This is a genomic window from Mycobacterium sp. E1214 (assembly GCF_001666755.1).
Lineage (GTDB): Bacteria > Actinomycetota > Actinomycetes > Mycobacteriales > Mycobacteriaceae > Mycobacterium.
On sequence record NZ_LZJC01000072.1, the window covers coordinates 71,835 to 86,547 of the forward strand.

General features: G+C 70.7%; 14 protein-coding genes. 10 read left to right on the forward strand and 4 right to left on the reverse strand.

Annotated features, from left to right (window positions below):
* Positions 1 to 254 precede the first annotated feature (254 nt).
* Positions 255 to 554, forward strand: coding sequence for a hypothetical protein (locus A5700_RS08335; RefSeq protein WP_068073036.1), 300 nt, complete (start codon positions 255 to 257; stop codon positions 552 to 554).
* A gap of 61 nt (positions 555 to 615) precedes the next feature.
* Positions 616 to 933: a hypothetical protein gene (locus tag A5700_RS08340; RefSeq protein WP_068073034.1), complete on the forward strand. Its 318-nt coding sequence runs from the start codon at positions 616 to 618 to the stop codon at positions 931 to 933.
* On the opposite strand, the gene A5700_RS08345 is transcribed toward A5700_RS08340, so the two are convergent.
* Complete coding sequence (locus A5700_RS08345) at positions 930 to 1,367, reverse strand: thiol-disulfide oxidoreductase DCC family protein (RefSeq protein WP_068073032.1); 438 nt, start codon at positions 1,365 to 1,367, stop codon at positions 930 to 932. The genes A5700_RS08340 and A5700_RS08345 overlap by 4 nt on opposite strands.
* A 90-nt stretch (positions 1,368 to 1,457) precedes the next feature.
* Here A5700_RS08345 and A5700_RS08350 point away from each other — a divergent pair, with 90 nt between their 5' ends.
* From A5700_RS08350 to A5700_RS08365, 4 genes are all read left to right on the forward strand, one after another.
* Positions 1,458 to 2,171, forward strand: a complete 714-nt coding sequence (locus A5700_RS08350; protein ID WP_068073030.1) for a TetR family transcriptional regulator — start codon at positions 1,458 to 1,460, stop codon at positions 2,169 to 2,171.
* Positions 2,171 to 4,789, forward strand: a complete 2,619-nt coding sequence (locus A5700_RS08355) for an ABC transporter ATP-binding protein/permease (protein WP_068073028.1) — start codon at positions 2,171 to 2,173, stop codon at positions 4,787 to 4,789. The genes A5700_RS08350 and A5700_RS08355 overlap by 1 nt, the downstream gene beginning before the upstream one ends.
* Entirely contained in the window at positions 4,786 to 6,519 is a 1,734-nt protein-coding gene (locus tag A5700_RS08360) for an ABC transporter ATP-binding protein (protein WP_068073158.1), read from the forward strand. Before A5700_RS08355 ends, A5700_RS08360 begins: the two co-directional genes overlap by 4 nt.
* 72 nt (positions 6,520 to 6,591) lie before the next feature.
* The gene (locus tag A5700_RS08365) at positions 6,592 to 7,668 is read left to right on the forward strand and encodes a phosphotransferase family protein (RefSeq protein ID WP_068073026.1); all 1,077 of its coding nucleotides are present in this window, start codon (positions 6,592 to 6,594) and stop codon (positions 7,666 to 7,668) included.
* Positions 7,669 to 7,671: 3 nt separating this feature from the next.
* On the opposite strand, the gene A5700_RS08370 is transcribed toward A5700_RS08365, so the two are convergent.
* From A5700_RS08370 to A5700_RS08380, 3 genes are read right to left on the reverse strand one after another with little or no spacing between them, the layout of a single operon-like run.
* Positions 7,672 to 8,100 (reverse strand): pyridoxamine 5'-phosphate oxidase family protein, encoded by a 429-nt coding sequence (locus tag A5700_RS08370; RefSeq protein WP_068073024.1) that lies wholly within the window; start codon positions 8,098 to 8,100, stop codon positions 7,672 to 7,674.
* Positions 8,101 to 8,145: 45 nt separating this feature from the next.
* A complete protein-coding gene (locus A5700_RS08375) occupies positions 8,146 to 8,967 on the reverse strand; it encodes a mycofactocin-coupled SDR family oxidoreductase (protein ID WP_068073023.1) in 822 nt (273 codons plus the stop codon).
* A gap of 33 nt (positions 8,968 to 9,000) precedes the next feature.
* Entirely contained in the window at positions 9,001 to 10,173 is a 1,173-nt protein-coding gene (locus tag A5700_RS08380) for an acyl-CoA dehydrogenase family protein (RefSeq protein WP_068073021.1), read from the reverse strand.
* Between the two features lie 117 nt (positions 10,174 to 10,290).
* Between A5700_RS08380 and fabG the strand changes: the two genes are divergently transcribed.
* Genes fabG through A5700_RS08400 form a run of 4 tightly spaced genes read left to right on the forward strand, consistent with a single transcriptional unit; the run spans position 10,291 to position 14,711 of the window.
* On the forward strand, positions 10,291 to 11,070 hold the full coding sequence (gene fabG, locus A5700_RS08385; protein ID WP_068073019.1) for a 3-oxoacyl-ACP reductase FabG: 780 nt from the start codon (positions 10,291 to 10,293) through the stop codon (positions 11,068 to 11,070).
* Between the two features lie 14 nt (positions 11,071 to 11,084).
* Positions 11,085 to 12,302: an acetyl-CoA C-acetyltransferase gene (locus tag A5700_RS08390; protein ID WP_068073017.1), complete on the forward strand. Its 1,218-nt coding sequence runs from the start codon at positions 11,085 to 11,087 to the stop codon at positions 12,300 to 12,302.
* The gene (locus A5700_RS08395) at positions 12,299 to 13,504 is read left to right on the forward strand and encodes a CoA transferase (RefSeq protein WP_068073015.1); all 1,206 of its coding nucleotides are present in this window, start codon (positions 12,299 to 12,301) and stop codon (positions 13,502 to 13,504) included. Before A5700_RS08390 ends, A5700_RS08395 begins: the two co-directional genes overlap by 4 nt.
* Positions 13,505 to 13,517: 13 nt before the next feature.
* Positions 13,518 to 14,711, forward strand: coding sequence for an acyl-CoA dehydrogenase family protein (locus tag A5700_RS08400; RefSeq protein WP_068073013.1), 1,194 nt, complete (start codon positions 13,518 to 13,520; stop codon positions 14,709 to 14,711).
* Positions 14,712 to 14,713 lie beyond the last annotated feature (2 nt).

Here is a 14,713-nt window from a genome sequence, read left to right on the forward strand (position 1 = left end):
TTGTCAGTGCGGGAGGTGCTCGGGGCCTATTAGAGCGGGCGTGGCCGACACGTGGCCGCAATTTGGCCGCAGTTACAGATAACTGTGGTGAAATACCGTTATGTATTTTCGCAGTTGAGGGCCTTTTCGCCACCGTCATCAGGTAGCTGAATAGGGTTCGAGTCCCTCCGCCCGCACTCACCGATCAGCGCCGCCGCGGCGGGCATGCTGGCGTTTCCGGCTCAGCCGCTGCCGCGGCCGGGTATCTTTCCCCCATGCGGTTCACCCACGTCGGCGCCGCGCTGATCGCCGCGCCGCTCGCGCTACTGGGGGCCTGGCCGGCGCACGCCGACACCGGCGTCCCGGGCTACGTCGCGTGCGTCGGTGGGGATGCCAAGCCTCCGCCGCCGGGAGTCAACGCCGAATTCTGGTTTCCCAGCGTGCACGTGATCGCGGTCGACCTGGATTCCGGCTGGTCCTCCGACCAGGTGGTGCAGCGACTGGTCGGCATGGGCGTCAAGCCCGACGACGCCGCCAAACGGGTGCGCTGCTTCATGGCCAACCAGCCGCACTGAGCCGACAGGCTTCAACCGCCCGGCGGCGGGTACGTGTAGTCACGGACCCGAGGGAGCAGCCATGGCCAGCGAATACGAGCCGCCCGCACTGCGCGAGGCGGCGGTCACCGACCAGGAGATCGCGCGCGCCGAGCGCCGGGCCGCGCAGGCGCGGGAGCGGGCCGCCCACGCCGGCCTGTCGGCCGCGCGCAGCTTCGAGGAGTCGGCGCGCCAGCACGATCGGGTTGCGCGGGTCCAGGACCAGACCATCCGCCAGGGCGCGTCCCACGACGAGATTCACCGCGAATCGGCGGCCCGCCACCGCGAGGCCGCGATCGACGACCGCAAGTTGGCCGAGCTCAAGCGCAAAGAGTCCGAGGCGGACCTCGCCGGCGACTAGGCGTCGAGGAAGCGGGCCCGCACATCCGGCGACGGCAACGGGCACGTGTCGTATTTGCCGAAGATGCGGTAGCGGATGCCGGCGAAGCCGTCGTAGAGCCGGTCCCGCAGGGGGCCGGGGATCACGCCGGCGGCCGTGAACAGCTTCCACGGGCCGCCGAGGTAATCCGCGACGCGGATCGCGGCCGCGGAGCGTACGAAGACCCGCTCGCCCGCGCCGCCGGGCGCCTCGACGAACACCATGGAGTCGACGTCCTTGATCGCGGGGTGCCGGCCGAAAACGCCTTGCGCGTAATCGCTTTGCAGGGCGGCGAACCGCAGGGTGCCGCGCCGGTCGAACCGCAGAATGGTGCGCACCGCCCAGTTGCAGACGCCACACACGCCGTCGTAGAGCAGCACCGGCGCCTCCGGCCGGCCCAGCGCGTCACCGCTCATGAGTCCAGGTTACCGACCGCCCACCGGAGTTGACCTATGGTTAGGCAACCCTTAGTTTATGGGGTAACTTACCGAGTCGGAGTGAACCGGATGCAGACAGTCGCGCCGCGACAAGGGGGACGGCCCCCACTGATCACGCTGGACGACGTCCTCGCCATCGGCCGCGACCTGGGCATGCGGCGGTTGAGCATCAGCGCGGTGGCCGCGCGGCTCGGCGTGTCCACGACCGCGTTGTACCGGCACGTCGACGGCCGGTGGGATCTCGAACGGCTGGTCGGCGAGAGCCTGCTCGGCGAGCTGGACCTGCGCGACGATCCCGACGCGACCGTCGAGGAGCACCTGGTGTCGTTCGCCGCGCAGCTGCAAAGTTTCACCGCCGCGCACCCGGGACTCGCGTCGTATCTGCAAGTCCTGTTTCCGCGCGGCGACGGCGGGCGATGGTTGCTGGCCGCCGAGGTCGACGCGTTGAGCCGGCGCGGCTACTGTGCCGACGCGGCCATCCTGCTGAGCAGCGCGGTCGCCGGCGTCGCGATCAGCCTGGCCGCCCGCGAGGAGAGCAACGCCGGCGCGACGGGGGGAGACCACGCCGGCGAGTTCGCGGCGGAACGCGACGCCGTCGCCGACCGGCTCGCCGGTGATCCGCAGCTGGGCGCCGCCCATATCGGCGTGTCGCAGGTGTCGGCCGCTGAATTTCTGCGACTGCTGCTGGTCGCATCGATCCGCGGCCTGGTGGCGCAGATTCCGCCGGGGCGCCCGATCGACGACATCGTCGCGGGCCTGGCGCCCGCGGGAAGGGACCGTTGATGGCTCGGGGTTTCTCCGGCGTGATGCTGCGGAGCTTCGGCGCCCGCGACCACGTCGCCACGGTGATCGAAACCGTCCGGATCGCACCGCATCTCGTGCGGATCCGGATGAGCTCGCCGACCTTGTTCGAGGACGTCGACGCCGAGCCGGCGGCGTGGCTGCGGTTCTGGTTTCCGGATCCGGACGGATCGACCACCGAATTCCAGCGCGCCTACACGATTTCCGAGGCCGACGTCGCCGCCGGCCGGTTCGCGGTCGACGTCGTGCTGCACGAGCCGGCGGGCCCGGCGTCGCAATGGGCCCGCGCCGTGCAACCCGGCGCCACCATCGCGGTGATGGCGCTGATGGGTTCGTCGCGCTTCGACGCGCCCGAACAGCAGCCCGCGGGTTACCTGCTGATCGGCGACTCGGCCTCCATCCCGGGCATGAACGGCATCATCGGGGTGGTACCCGGTGACGTACCGATCGAGATGTACCTCGAGCAACACGACGCCAACGACCCGTCGATCCCGATCGCCGAGCACCCCCGCCTGCGCGTGCACTGGGTCGCGCGCCGCGACGAGAAGTCGCTCGCCGCCGCGATCGAGAGCCGGGACTGGTCGGACTGGTACGCCTGGGCGACGCCGGAGGCAACGGTGCTCAAGCACGTGCGGGCCCGGCTGCGCGACGAGTTCGGCTTCCCCAAGTCGGAGGTGCACGCCCAGGCCTATTGGAGCGCCGGACGCGCGATGGGCACCCGCCGCGGCGACGAGCCGGGCGGGGCCGACGGTGTGGCCCCCACCGTGTCCGCGGAAGACGTTGCCGCGCAGCTCGAGTCGGCCCAGCAGGTGCCCGCTGCGGCGCCCGCCGTCGCGACGCCGCGCGGCAACTGGCGCGCGCAGGGTGCCGGCCGGTTGCTCGCGCCGCTTCGGTCGGCGCTCATCCTCTCCGGGGCGCTGCAGGCGGTCATCACGCTGGTGCAGCTGGCGCCGTTCGTGTTGCTGGTCGAGCTGGCCCGGTTGCTGGTAGCCGGCGCGCCGGCGGCCCGGCTGTGGCAGCTGGGCGTCGCGGCGGTGTCGCTGCTGGGGTTGGGTGCCCTGCTCGGCGCCGCCCTGACGCTGTGGCTGCACGTCGTCGACGCCCGGTTCGCCCGCGATCTGCGTTCGCGCCTGCTGGGCAAGCTGTCCCGGTTGCCGTTGGGCTGGTTCACGGCCCGCGGGTCGGGCTCGGTCAAGCAGCTGCTGACCGACGACACGTTGTCGCTGCACTATTTGGTCACCCACGCCATCCCGGACGCAGTCGGCGCGATCGTCGCGCCGGTCGCCGTGCTGGTGTACCTGTTCGTCGTCGACTGGCGGGTCGCCCTGGTCCTGTTTCTGCCGGTCCTGGTCTATCTGGTGCTGACGTCGTCGCTGACGATTCAGTCGGGCCCGCGCATCCCGCAGTCGCAGCGCTGGGCCGAGCGCATGAACGGCGAGGCCGGCGCCTACCTCGAGGGCCAGCCGGTGATCCGCGTGTTCGGTGGCGCCGCCGCGTCGAGTTTCCGCCGCCGGCTGGACGAGTACGTCGGCTTCCTGGTCGCCTGGCAACGCCCGCTGGCGGGCAAGAAGACCTTCATGGACCTGGTCACCCGGCCGTCGACCTTTTTGTGGCTGATCGCGCTCACCGGCACCTCGCTCGTCGTCACCCACCGGATGGACCCGGTGAACGTGTTGCCGTTCCTGTTGCTGGGCACCACCTTCGGCGCGCGACTGCTCGGCATCGCCTACGGGGTGGGCGGCATCAGCGCCGGCATGCTGGCCGCCCGGCGCCTGCAGAACACCCTCGACGAGCCGGAGCTGGGCGTGCGCGAGGGCGCACGAACCGGCGGTGAGCCGACGGCCACGGTGGAGTTCGACCACGTCAGCTTCGGCTATCGCCCCGGGGTTCCGGTGATCCACGACGTGTCGCTGACCCTGCGGCCCGGCACCGTCACCGCCCTGGTGGGGCCGTCGGGCTCCGGGAAGTCGACGCTGGCCGCGCTGGCGGCCCGGTTCCACGACGTCGACCAGGGCGCGATACGCGTTGCGGGACAAGACGTCCGGTCGTTGACCGCCGACGAGCTGTACGCGCGGGTCGGTTTCGTGTTGCAGGAGACGCACCTGGTGCACGGCACCGTCGCCGAAAACATCGCCCTCGCGGTGCCCGAGGCCTCCGCGGAGCAGATCACCGACGCGGCGCGCCAGGCGCAGATCCACGAGCGCATCCTGCGGCTGCCGGACGGCTACGACACCGTGCTGGGCGCCGGCAGCGGGCTGTCCGGCGGCGAGCGGCAACGGCTGACCATCGCCCGGGCGATCCTGGCCGACACCCCGGTCCTGATCCTCGACGAGGCCACGGCCTTCGCCGACCCGGAATCGGAATACCTGGTCCAGCAAGCGCTCAACCGGTTGACCCGGGACCGCACCGTGCTGGTGATCGCGCACCGGTTGCACACCATCACGCAGGCACACCAGATCGTGGTGCTCGATCACGGCCGGATCGCCGAGCGCGGCACGCACGACGAGCTGTTGGCCGCCGACGGGCGCTACCGGCGGCTGTGGGAGGGCGGCCGCCGCGACCCGGTGTCCGCCGGCACGGCGCAGGGGGGTGGCCGATGATCCGCACCTGGTTGGGCCTGGTCCCGGCGGACCGGCGCACCCAGGTCGTCCGCTACGCCGCGCTGGGCCTGCTCTCGGTCGTCGTGCGGGCGGTCGCCACGGTGCTGTTGGTGCCCTTGGTGGGGGCGTTGTTCAGCGACGCGCCGCGCGGGGCGCTGATGTGGCTCGGCTGGCTCACCGCCGCGACCGTGCTGGGCTGGGTGCTCGACACCAGCACCGCGCGCATCGGTTTCGACCTGGGGTTCGCGGTGCTCGACCACAGCCAGCACGACGTGGCCGACCGGTTGCCCGACGTGCGGCTGGACTGGTTCACCGCCGAGAACACCGCGACCGCCCGGCAGGCGATCGCCGCCACCGGGCCCGAACTCGTCGGGCTCGTGGTGAACCTGCTGACGCCGCTCAGCTCGGCCGTGCTGTTGCCCGCGGCCATCGCGGTCGCCCTGCTGCCCATCTCCTGGCAACTCGGGGTGGCGGCGCTGGGCGGCGTGCCGCTGCTGCTCGGCGCGCTATGGGCCTCCGCCCGGTTGGCGCGGCGCGCGGATCAGGCGGCGACGCAGGCCAATACGGCTTTCACCGAACGCATCATCGAATTCGCCCGCACGCAGCAGGCGTTGCGCGCCGCCCGCCGCGTCGAGCCGGCGCGCAGCCTGGTCGGTGACGCGCTGGCCGCGCAGCACGGCGCGACCATGCGGCTGCTGTCTTGGCAGGTGCCGGGGCAGTTGCTGTTCAGCCTGGCCAGTCAGCTGTCGCTGATCCTGCTGGCCGGCGCGACCACCGCGCTGACCGTCGACAAGACCCTGACGGTGCCCGAAGCCGTCGCGCTGATCGTCGTCATCGTGCGCTACCTGGAGCCCTACACCACCATCAGCGAGTTGGCGCCGGCGCTGGAGAGCACCCGCGCCACACTCGAGCGCATCCGGTCGGTGCTCACCGCGCCCGTGCTCACCGCGGGAGCCGCCGCGCTGCCGGGCGCCGGCGCGGCGCCCCGCATCGAATTCGACGACGTGGCCTTCTCCTACGACGGCGCCCCGGTGCTCGACGGGGTGCGCTTCGCGCTCGAACCGGGCAGCACAACGGCGATCGTCGGCCCGTCGGGGTCGGGCAAGAGCACGATCCTCGCGCTGATCGCCGGGCTGCACGAGCCGACGCGTGGCCGCGTCCTGATCGACGGCGTGGACGCCGCGACACTGAGCGCCGAGGCCCGGCGCGCGGCCAGCAGCGTCGTCTTTCAGCACCCCTACCTGTTCCACGGCACGATCCGCGACAACGTGCTGGCCGGTGATCCCGGGGCCGACGCCGAGCGCTTCGGGCGGGCCGTGGCGCTCGCGCGGGTCGACGAGCTCGTCGGCCGCCTGCCCGACGGCGCCGACAGCGTCGTCGGCGAGGCCGGGTCGGCGCTGTCCGGCGGGGAACGTCAGCGGGTCAGCATCGCCCGCGCGCTGCTCAAGCCCGCGCCGATCCTGCTGGTGGACGAGGCGACCAGCGCCCTGGACACCGAGAACGAGGCCGCCGTGGTCGACGCGCTGACGGCCGATCCGCACGCCCGCACCCAGGTGATCGTCGCGCACCGGTTGGCCAGCATCAGCCACGCCGACCGGGTGCTGTTCGTCGACGGCGGGCGGGTGGCCGAGGACGGGACGATCGACGAATTGCTCGCTGCCGGAGGGCGTTTCGCCGAGTTCTGGCGCCAGCAGCACGAGGCCGCGGCGTGGCGGATTCTCGCGGACTGACCCACGGGGCGCGTGTGGTATGCCTGTAGCGGTTTGTGCGTTGCGTCGGGCCGACTGCGAGGAGAGCTGCCGATGAGTGCTGTGGTGTCGATTCCGCGTCATCCGGCCGACGTCACGCCGGCGTGGTTGTCGGCCGCGCTCAGTAGCCGCGGCGCCACCGTGCAGGTCGCCGAGGTCGAGGTGGTCGCGATCGGCACCGGCCAGACCGGCGCCACCTACCGGGTGAGCGCCCGCTACGCGAGCGACCCCGGGGACCTGCCGTCGACCTTCGTGATCAAGCTGCCCGCCCAGGACGACACCGTGCGCGACCGGGTGGTGATCGGGTACCGCAGCGAGTGCGCGTTCTACTCCGCCGTGGTCGACCGGGTCACGGTGCCGACGCCGCGCTGCTTCTACTCCGAAATCTCCGCTGATGCCATGGAGTTCGCGCTGTTGCTGGCCGACCAGGCCCCGGCGGTGCAGGGCGATCAGCTCGCCGGCTGCGACGAGGTCGAAGCCCGGCTGGCGGTGACCGCGCTGGCCGGCCTGCACGCGCCGAGTTGGTGTGATCCCGTCTGGCTCGACTTCCCGGAGATCCCGTTCGCCCGTCCGGACGAGGCCGGCGCGCAGGGAATGGGCGCGGTGGCCACGATGAGCGCCGAGATCACCCTGGAGAGGCTGGGCCACCGCATGAGCGCCGAGGACCGGGAAACATTCTCGGCCGCAATGGGATTGGTGACGCCGTGGCTGTTGTCCGAATACGACCGGTTCGCCCTGCTGCACGGCGACTACCGCCTGGACAACCTGCTGTTCGACCCCCAGCGCACCCGGGTCAGCGTGGTCGACTGGCAGACGCTGGGCGTCGGCCTGCCGGCCAGGGACCTCGCCTACTTCACCGCCACCAGCCTCGACTCGGGCCTGCGCGCCGCCCTGGAAGGGCAGCTGGTCGCCGACTACCACCTCGCCCTGACGGCCGGCGGGGTCGGCGACTACGACCATGAATCCTGTTGGCGGGATTACCGTTTGGGGGCGTTGCAGGCACCGCTCATCTCGGCGCTGGGTTTCGCGTTCGCGTCGGCCACCGAGCGCGGCGACGACATGGTGCTCACGATGCTGCGCCGCGGGTGCCGGGCCATCCGCGAGCTCGGCACGCTGGAGCTGATCGGCTGACCCCTACAGGTCGCCGGTGAAGTCCGCCGTCAGCCAGCGGTCGGGGCGGATCGTGTACAGCACCTCTTCGACGCCTTCCATGCTGCGGACGAAAGCCTTCCCGCCCTCCTCGCCGAGGTAGCGGATGGCGACGTCCTCCGCGACGTCGACCGGCGCCGGCTTGGTGGTCTCGATCACCGTGCCCTCGACGACGACGTACTGATACGGCGGTTCCTCGCGCTGGACCACCAGCGTCACCGCGCCGGCCCGTTCGATCAGCTTTGCCTTGCGGCTCGACGCCCCGGTCATGATCTGGACGTTGCCGCCAGGGGAGTAGCGGTACCAGATCGGCACGCTGGCCGGCGGCCGGCCGTCCGCGGCGTCGACGGACAGCACGGCGACGTGCTTGTCGGCGAGGAATTCCTGACGTTCGCTTTCGGTGAAGTGCTTCATGTGGCCTCCAAGCTCGCGGATCTAGGAATCTATTCCCTCGACTGCTCAGTATTGCGTCGAGCCCTGGTCGACCGGGATCCGGGCGGCGGTGATCTTGCGCGACTCGTCGCTGGCCAGCCAGCACACCGCGTCGGCGATCTCGTCGGGCTCGGCGACCCAGTCCGGCAGGAACGGCGTCAGCACGTTGGACAGCTGCGGGTTGGTCTCCATGGCCCTGCCCACCGCCGCGACCATGTCGCCGGTGCCCATCGGCGTGTTCACCGGCCCGGGGTGCACGCTGTTGACCCGGATGGAGTGCTTGCCCAACTCGGCGGCGAAGGCGCGCGCCATCCCGGTGACGGCGTGCTTGCTGGCGGTGTAGTGAATCATGAACGGCTGCATCTTCATTCCGGCCGCCGAGCTGATCAGGATGATCGAGCCGCCGCGGCCGCCCTCGATGATCTTGTCCGCGCCGGCCATCACGGTGTTCCAGGTGCCCGTCACGTTGATGTCGATGACATCGCGGAAGTTTTCGGGCGTGATCTCGTTCCACGCCTGCGGCGCCGCGACGCCGGCGTTCGCGACGATGATATCGAGCCGGCCGAGCGCGGCGAAGCCCTCCTCGACGGCGCGACGCAACCCGTCGTAGTCGCGGGTGTCCACCACCGAGGCGACGATGCGGCGGTTCAGTTGCTCGACGAGGCGCACCGTTTCGCGCAGGTCGTCGGGAGTCGCCGGGTCGTAGGGCACACACGACGGCAGCGTGCCGGCGATGTCGACCGCGATGATGTCGGCGCCCTCCCGCGCCATCCGCACCGCGTGCGCGCGCCCCTGGCCGCGCGCCGCCCCGGTGATGAAAGCCACCCTGCCCTCAAGCCGACCGCTCATCTTCCCTCCTCTAAAATGCGCTGTGGTGCAACGTTATCGCTGCGCGGCCTTGATCAAGTTGGCCCCGATGATCAGTCGCTGGATCTCGCTGGTGCCCTCGTACAGCCGCAGCAGGCGCACGTCGCGGTAGATGCGTTCGACGGGCACCCCGTGCATGTACCCGCTGCCGCCGTGGATCTGCACCGCGAGATCGGCGACCTTACCCGCCATTTCGGTGCAGAACAGCTTGGCCGACGACGGCGCGATCCGGCGGTCCGTGCCGGTGACCCACGCCCGGGCGGCCTCGCGCACCAGCGCTCGCCCGGCCAACACCCCGGTCTGCTGGTCGGCCAGCATGGCCTGCACCAGCTGGAAACTGCCGACCGGCGCGCCGCCTTGCGTCGCGGTGGCGGCGTACGCGACGGACTCGTCCAGCGCGCGCTGCGCGGCGCCCACCGCCAGGGCGGCGATGTGGACGCGACCGCGGGCCAACGACGTCATCGCCGCGCGGTAACCGATGTCCTCGCTGCCGCCGATCAACGCGTCACCGCCCACCCGGACGTCGGTGAAGTTCACGTCGGCGGTCCACGCCCCCTCCTGGCCCATCTTGGCGTCCTTCGCGCCGACCTCGACGCCCGGCGCGTCCGCCGGCACGAGGAAGACGGCGATGCCCGGCCCCCGGTCGTCGGCCGGCCGGGTGCGCGCGAACACGACGAACAGGTCGGCGACCGGCGCGTTGGTGATGAACCGCTTCTGCCCGGAAATCACCCAATCATTGTGCTCGGCAACCGCTTTCGTGCGCAGGCCAGCCGGATTGGAGCCGGCCCCGGGCTCGGTGAGGGCGAACGAGGCGACCACGTCGCCGGTCGCCATCGGCTCCAGCCACCGGGTCCTTTGCGCGTCCGTGCCGAACCCGACCAGCACCTGCCCTGCGATGCCGTTGTTGGTGCCGAACATCGACCGCAGCGCCGGCGAGGTGTAGCCCAGCTCCATCGCCAGTTCGACGTCCTGCACGAGGTTCAGCCCCAGGCCGCCCCAGCGCTGCGGGATGGCATAGCCGAACAGCCCCATCTTCTTGGCCTGATCGCGCAGGTCGTCGGGCACCCGGTCGTCGGTCAGGATCTCCTGCTCGCGCGGCATCACGGCGGTGCGGACGAAGTGGCGGGTCTGGGCGAGGATCTCGCCGAAATCCTCGTCGGAGACCTCGGGGACTTCTGTGCTGGTCATGGTGACTCCCTTGTCGACACCGGTCGGCGCGGTCGCAGTGAGGCGGTGGCCCCGTACGACCGTCCGGGGCTCCCCACCCCGGCACCGGGCGTGATCCTATATGAAATACGATATTGGATGCCCGGGTCCCCGGTGCGGAGAGGATGCGTGGTCGAGGTGTCATTGCTCAGCGGTCAGACGGCGGTAATCACGGGCGCCGCTCAGGGGCTCGGGTTCGCCATCGCCGAGAGATTCGTCGCCGAGGGCGCTCGGGTCGTTCTCGGTGACCTCAATCTGGAGGCCACCGAGGTCGCGGCCAAGCAGCTGGGCGGCGACGACGTCGCGGTCGCGGTCCGCTGCGACGTCACCAAGGCGGCGGAGGTCGAAGCGCTGATCGACGCCGCCATCGAGCGGTTCGGAAGCCTGGACGTCATGGTCAACAACGCCGGCATCACCCGCGACGCGACGATGCGCAAGATGACCGAGGAGCAGTTCGATCAGGTCATCGACGTGCACCTGAAGGGCACCTGGAACGGGATCCGGTTGGCGGCCGCCGTGATGCGCGAGAACAAGCGCGGCGCCATCGTGAACATGTCGTCGGTCTCCGGCAAGGTGGGCATGATCGGCCAGACCAATTATTCGGCGGCGAAGGCGGGCATCGTCGGGATGACCAAGGCCGCGGCCAAGGAGCTCGCCTATCTGGGCGTGCGCGTCAACGCGATCGCCCCCGGCCTGATCCGCTCGGCGATGACCGAGGCCATGCCGCAACGCATTTGGGACGAGAAGGTCGCCGAGATTCCGATGGGCCGTGCGGGCGAGCCCAGCGAGGTCGCCAAGGTGGCGCTGTTCTTGGCCTCGGACCTGTCGTCGTACATGACCGGCACCGTCATGGAAGTCACCGGCGGCCGGCACATCTGAGCGGGGTAACGACCATGCGCGACGCCGTCATCTGCGAACCGGTCCGGACGCCGATCGGCCGCTACGGTGGGATGTTCGCCTCGCTCACCGCGGTCGACCTCGGGGTGGCCGCGCTGACGGGGCTCCTCGAGCGAACGGGCCTGCCGCCCGAGGCGGTACACGACGTCGTGCTCGGGCACTGCTATCCCAGCAGCGAGGCGCCCGCGATCGGGCGGGTGGTGGCGCTGGATTCCGGCCTGCCGGTGACTGTTCCGGGCATGCAGGTGGACCGTCGCTGCGGGTCGGGCCTGCAGGCGGTCATCCAGGCGTGCCTGCAGGTGGGCAGCGGTGCCCACGACCTCGTCATCGCGGGCGGTTGCGAGAGCATGAGCAACGTCGCGTTCTACTCCACCGACATGCGCTGGGGCGGCGCCCGCGGCGGCGTCGTGGTTCACGACGGCCTGGCGCGGGGGCGCACGACCGCCGGTGGCCGGCACCATCCGGTGCCCGGCGGCATGCTCGAGACCGCCGAGAACCTGCGCCGCCAGTACGGCATCTCGCGCCGGGAACAGGACGAGCTGGCCGTGCGGTCGCACCAACGGGCGGTGGCCGCGCAGAAGGATGGCATCCTCGCCGAGGAGATCGTGGCCGTCAGCGTGCCCGCCCGACACGGCGACGAGCGGGTCGACACCGACGAGCATCCCCGCGCCGACGCGTCGGTGGAGGCCCTGGCCAAGCTCAAACCCGTTCTCGCCGACCATGATTCGGAGGCGACGGTCACCGCCGGCAACGCCAGCGGGCAGAACGACGCGGCGTCGATGTGCGTGGTCACCACGCCCAAGACGGCCGCCGCGTACGGCCTGACGCCCTTGGTGCGCCTGGTGTCGTGGGCGACGGCGGGCGTCGCGCCCCGCGTCATGGGCATCGGCCCGGTGCCCGCGACCGAGACGGCCCTGGCCAAGGCGGGCCTGCGACTGGCCGACATCGACGTCATCGAACTCAACGAGGCCTTCGCCGCGCAGGCGCTCGCGGTGCTGCGCGAGTGGAAATTCGGGCCCGCCGATCAGGACCGGACCAACGTGCACGGATCGGGCATCTCCCTCGGGCATCCCGTCGGCGCGACGGGCGGGCGGATGCTGGCCACCCTGGCGCGCGAGCTGACCCGTCGCGAGGCGCGGTACGGGCTGGAGACCATGTGCATCGGCGGCGGCCAGGGGCTGGCCGCGGTCTTCGAACGGGTGGCGTCCGCGTGACCCGAGCGCCACTGAGCGGCCTGACGGTCGTCGAGGTGTCCAGTTTCGTCGCCGCCCCACTGTGCGGCATGACCCTGGGCCAACTCGGCGCCCAGGTGGTCCGCGTGGACCCGATCGGGGGTGGCGCCGACGCGCAACGCTGGCCGCTCACCGCGAACGGCACCTCGATCTATTGGACCGGCCTGAACAAGGGAAAGCGCTCGGTCACCGTCGATCTGCGTTCGCCCGAGGGGCAGCAACTCGTCCAACGCCTCGTCGTCGAGGGCGACGGAGTCGTGGTGACCAACGCCGCCGGCCTGTCGTGGCTGAGCCACGAGCGCCTGTCCGCGCAGCGGCCCGATCTCATCCACCTGCAGTTGCTGGGCCGCGGCGACGGCTCGACCGGGGTGGACTACACCGTCAACGCGGCGGTCGGCTACCCGCTGGTCACCGGGCCCGCCGAGCACGCGGGGCCCATCAACCACGCGCTGCCCGCCTGGGACGTCTGCTGCGGCCTGTACGCCGCGCTGGCGGTGGTCGCGGCCGTACGCGACCGCGACCGGTCGGGGACGGGCGCGCGGATCAGCCTGGCGCTCGAGGACGTCGCGCTGGCCACCGCGGGAAATCTGGGCCTGCTGACCGAGCCTCAGGTCACCGGCACCCAGCGCGCGCGGTTGGGCAACGCCATCTACGGCCAGTACGGGCAGGACTTCGCCAGCGGCGACGGTGCCGCCTTCATGGTTGTCGCGTTGACCAAGCGGCACTTTCGTGACCTGGTCGAGGTGACGGGCACGTCCGGGGCGGTGTCGGCGCTCGCCGAGGCGCTGGGCGTCGACTTCGCCGACGAGGGCGACCGGTACCGCTACCGCGACGTCCTCTCCGGCCTGTTCGCTCCCTGGTTCGCCGACCGCACGGCGGATGAGGTCACGGCGGCCCTGTCGCAGACCACCGTCTTGTTCGAGCGGTACCGCACCTTCGCCGAGGTCGCGGCAGGACCGAAAGTGACTGACAATCCGCTGTTTTCGCGGTTGGACCAGCCCGGCGTCGGGGCATACCTCGCAGCCGGCCTGCCGGCCGCATTCGACGGGATGCACCCGGCCGGTGGCGCCGCCCCGGCGCTGGGGCAAGACACCGCCGACGTGCTGACGCAACGCCTCGGGCTCAGCACCGCCGACATCGAGCGCCTCACGAGCGCCCGCGTCATCGCCCACGCACGGGCGTAGGAAGGACAGCGCCATGACGAAGCTTGCGCAGACCCTGGGCCTGACCGAACTCCAGACCGAAATCATCGCGACCGTACGGCAATTCGTCGAGAAGGAGGTCATTCCGCAAGCGCCCGAGCTGGAACGCGGCGACACCTATCCCCAGGAGCTCGTCGACCAGATGCGGGACATGGGCCTGTTCGGATTGATGATCCCGCAGGAGTTCGGCGGCCTGGGGGAATCGCTGCTCACCTACGCCCTGTGCGTCGAAGAACTGGCGCGCGGCTGGATGAGCGTCTCGGGCGTGCTCAACACCCACTTCATCGTCGCCTACATGCTGCGCCAGCACGGTACCGAGGCGCAGAAGCAGCGCTTCCTGCCGCGCATGGCGGCGGGGGAGTCGCGGGGGGCGTTCTCGATGTCGGAGCCGGAACTGGGCTCCGACGTCGCCGCCATCCGCACCCGCGCCGTCCGCGACGCGGACGGCAATTACGTCATCAATGGCCAGAAGATGTGGCTGACCAACGGCGGCAGCTCCACGCTGATCGCGGTGCTGGTGCGCACCGACGAGGGCGCCGACAAGCCGCACCGCAACCTGACCGCGTTCCTGGTCGAAAAGCCCACCGGCTTCGGCGAAGTCGTGCCCGGCCTGGTGATCCCCGGCAAGATCGACAAGCTGGGCTACAAGGGCATCGACACCACGGAACTCGTCTTCGACGGCTACCGCGCCGCGGCCGACGACGTCCTCGGCAGCATCCCGGGCCGGGGGTTCTTCCAGATGATGGACGGCATCGAAGTCGGGCGCGTCAACGTGTCGGCCCGCGCTTGTGGCGTGGGCATCCGGGCCTTCGAGCTCGCGGTGCGCTACGCCCAGCAACGACGAACGTTTGGCAAGCCGATCGCCGAGCACCAGGCCATCGCGTTCCAGCTCGCCGAGATGGCGACCAAAGTGGAAGCCGCACACCTGATGATGGTCAACGCGGCGCGGCTGAAGGACTCGGGCGAACGCAACGACGTCGCCGCCGGCATGGCCAAATACCTGTGCAGCGAATATTGCACCGAGGTCACCCAGCAGAGCTTCCGGATCCACGGGGGTTACGGCTACTCCAAGGAGTACGAGATCGAGCGGCTGATGCGCGACGCGCCGTTCCTGCTTATCGGCGAGGGCACCAGCGAGATCCAGAAGAACATCATCAGCAAGCGGCTACTCGCCGAGTACCAGGTGTGAGT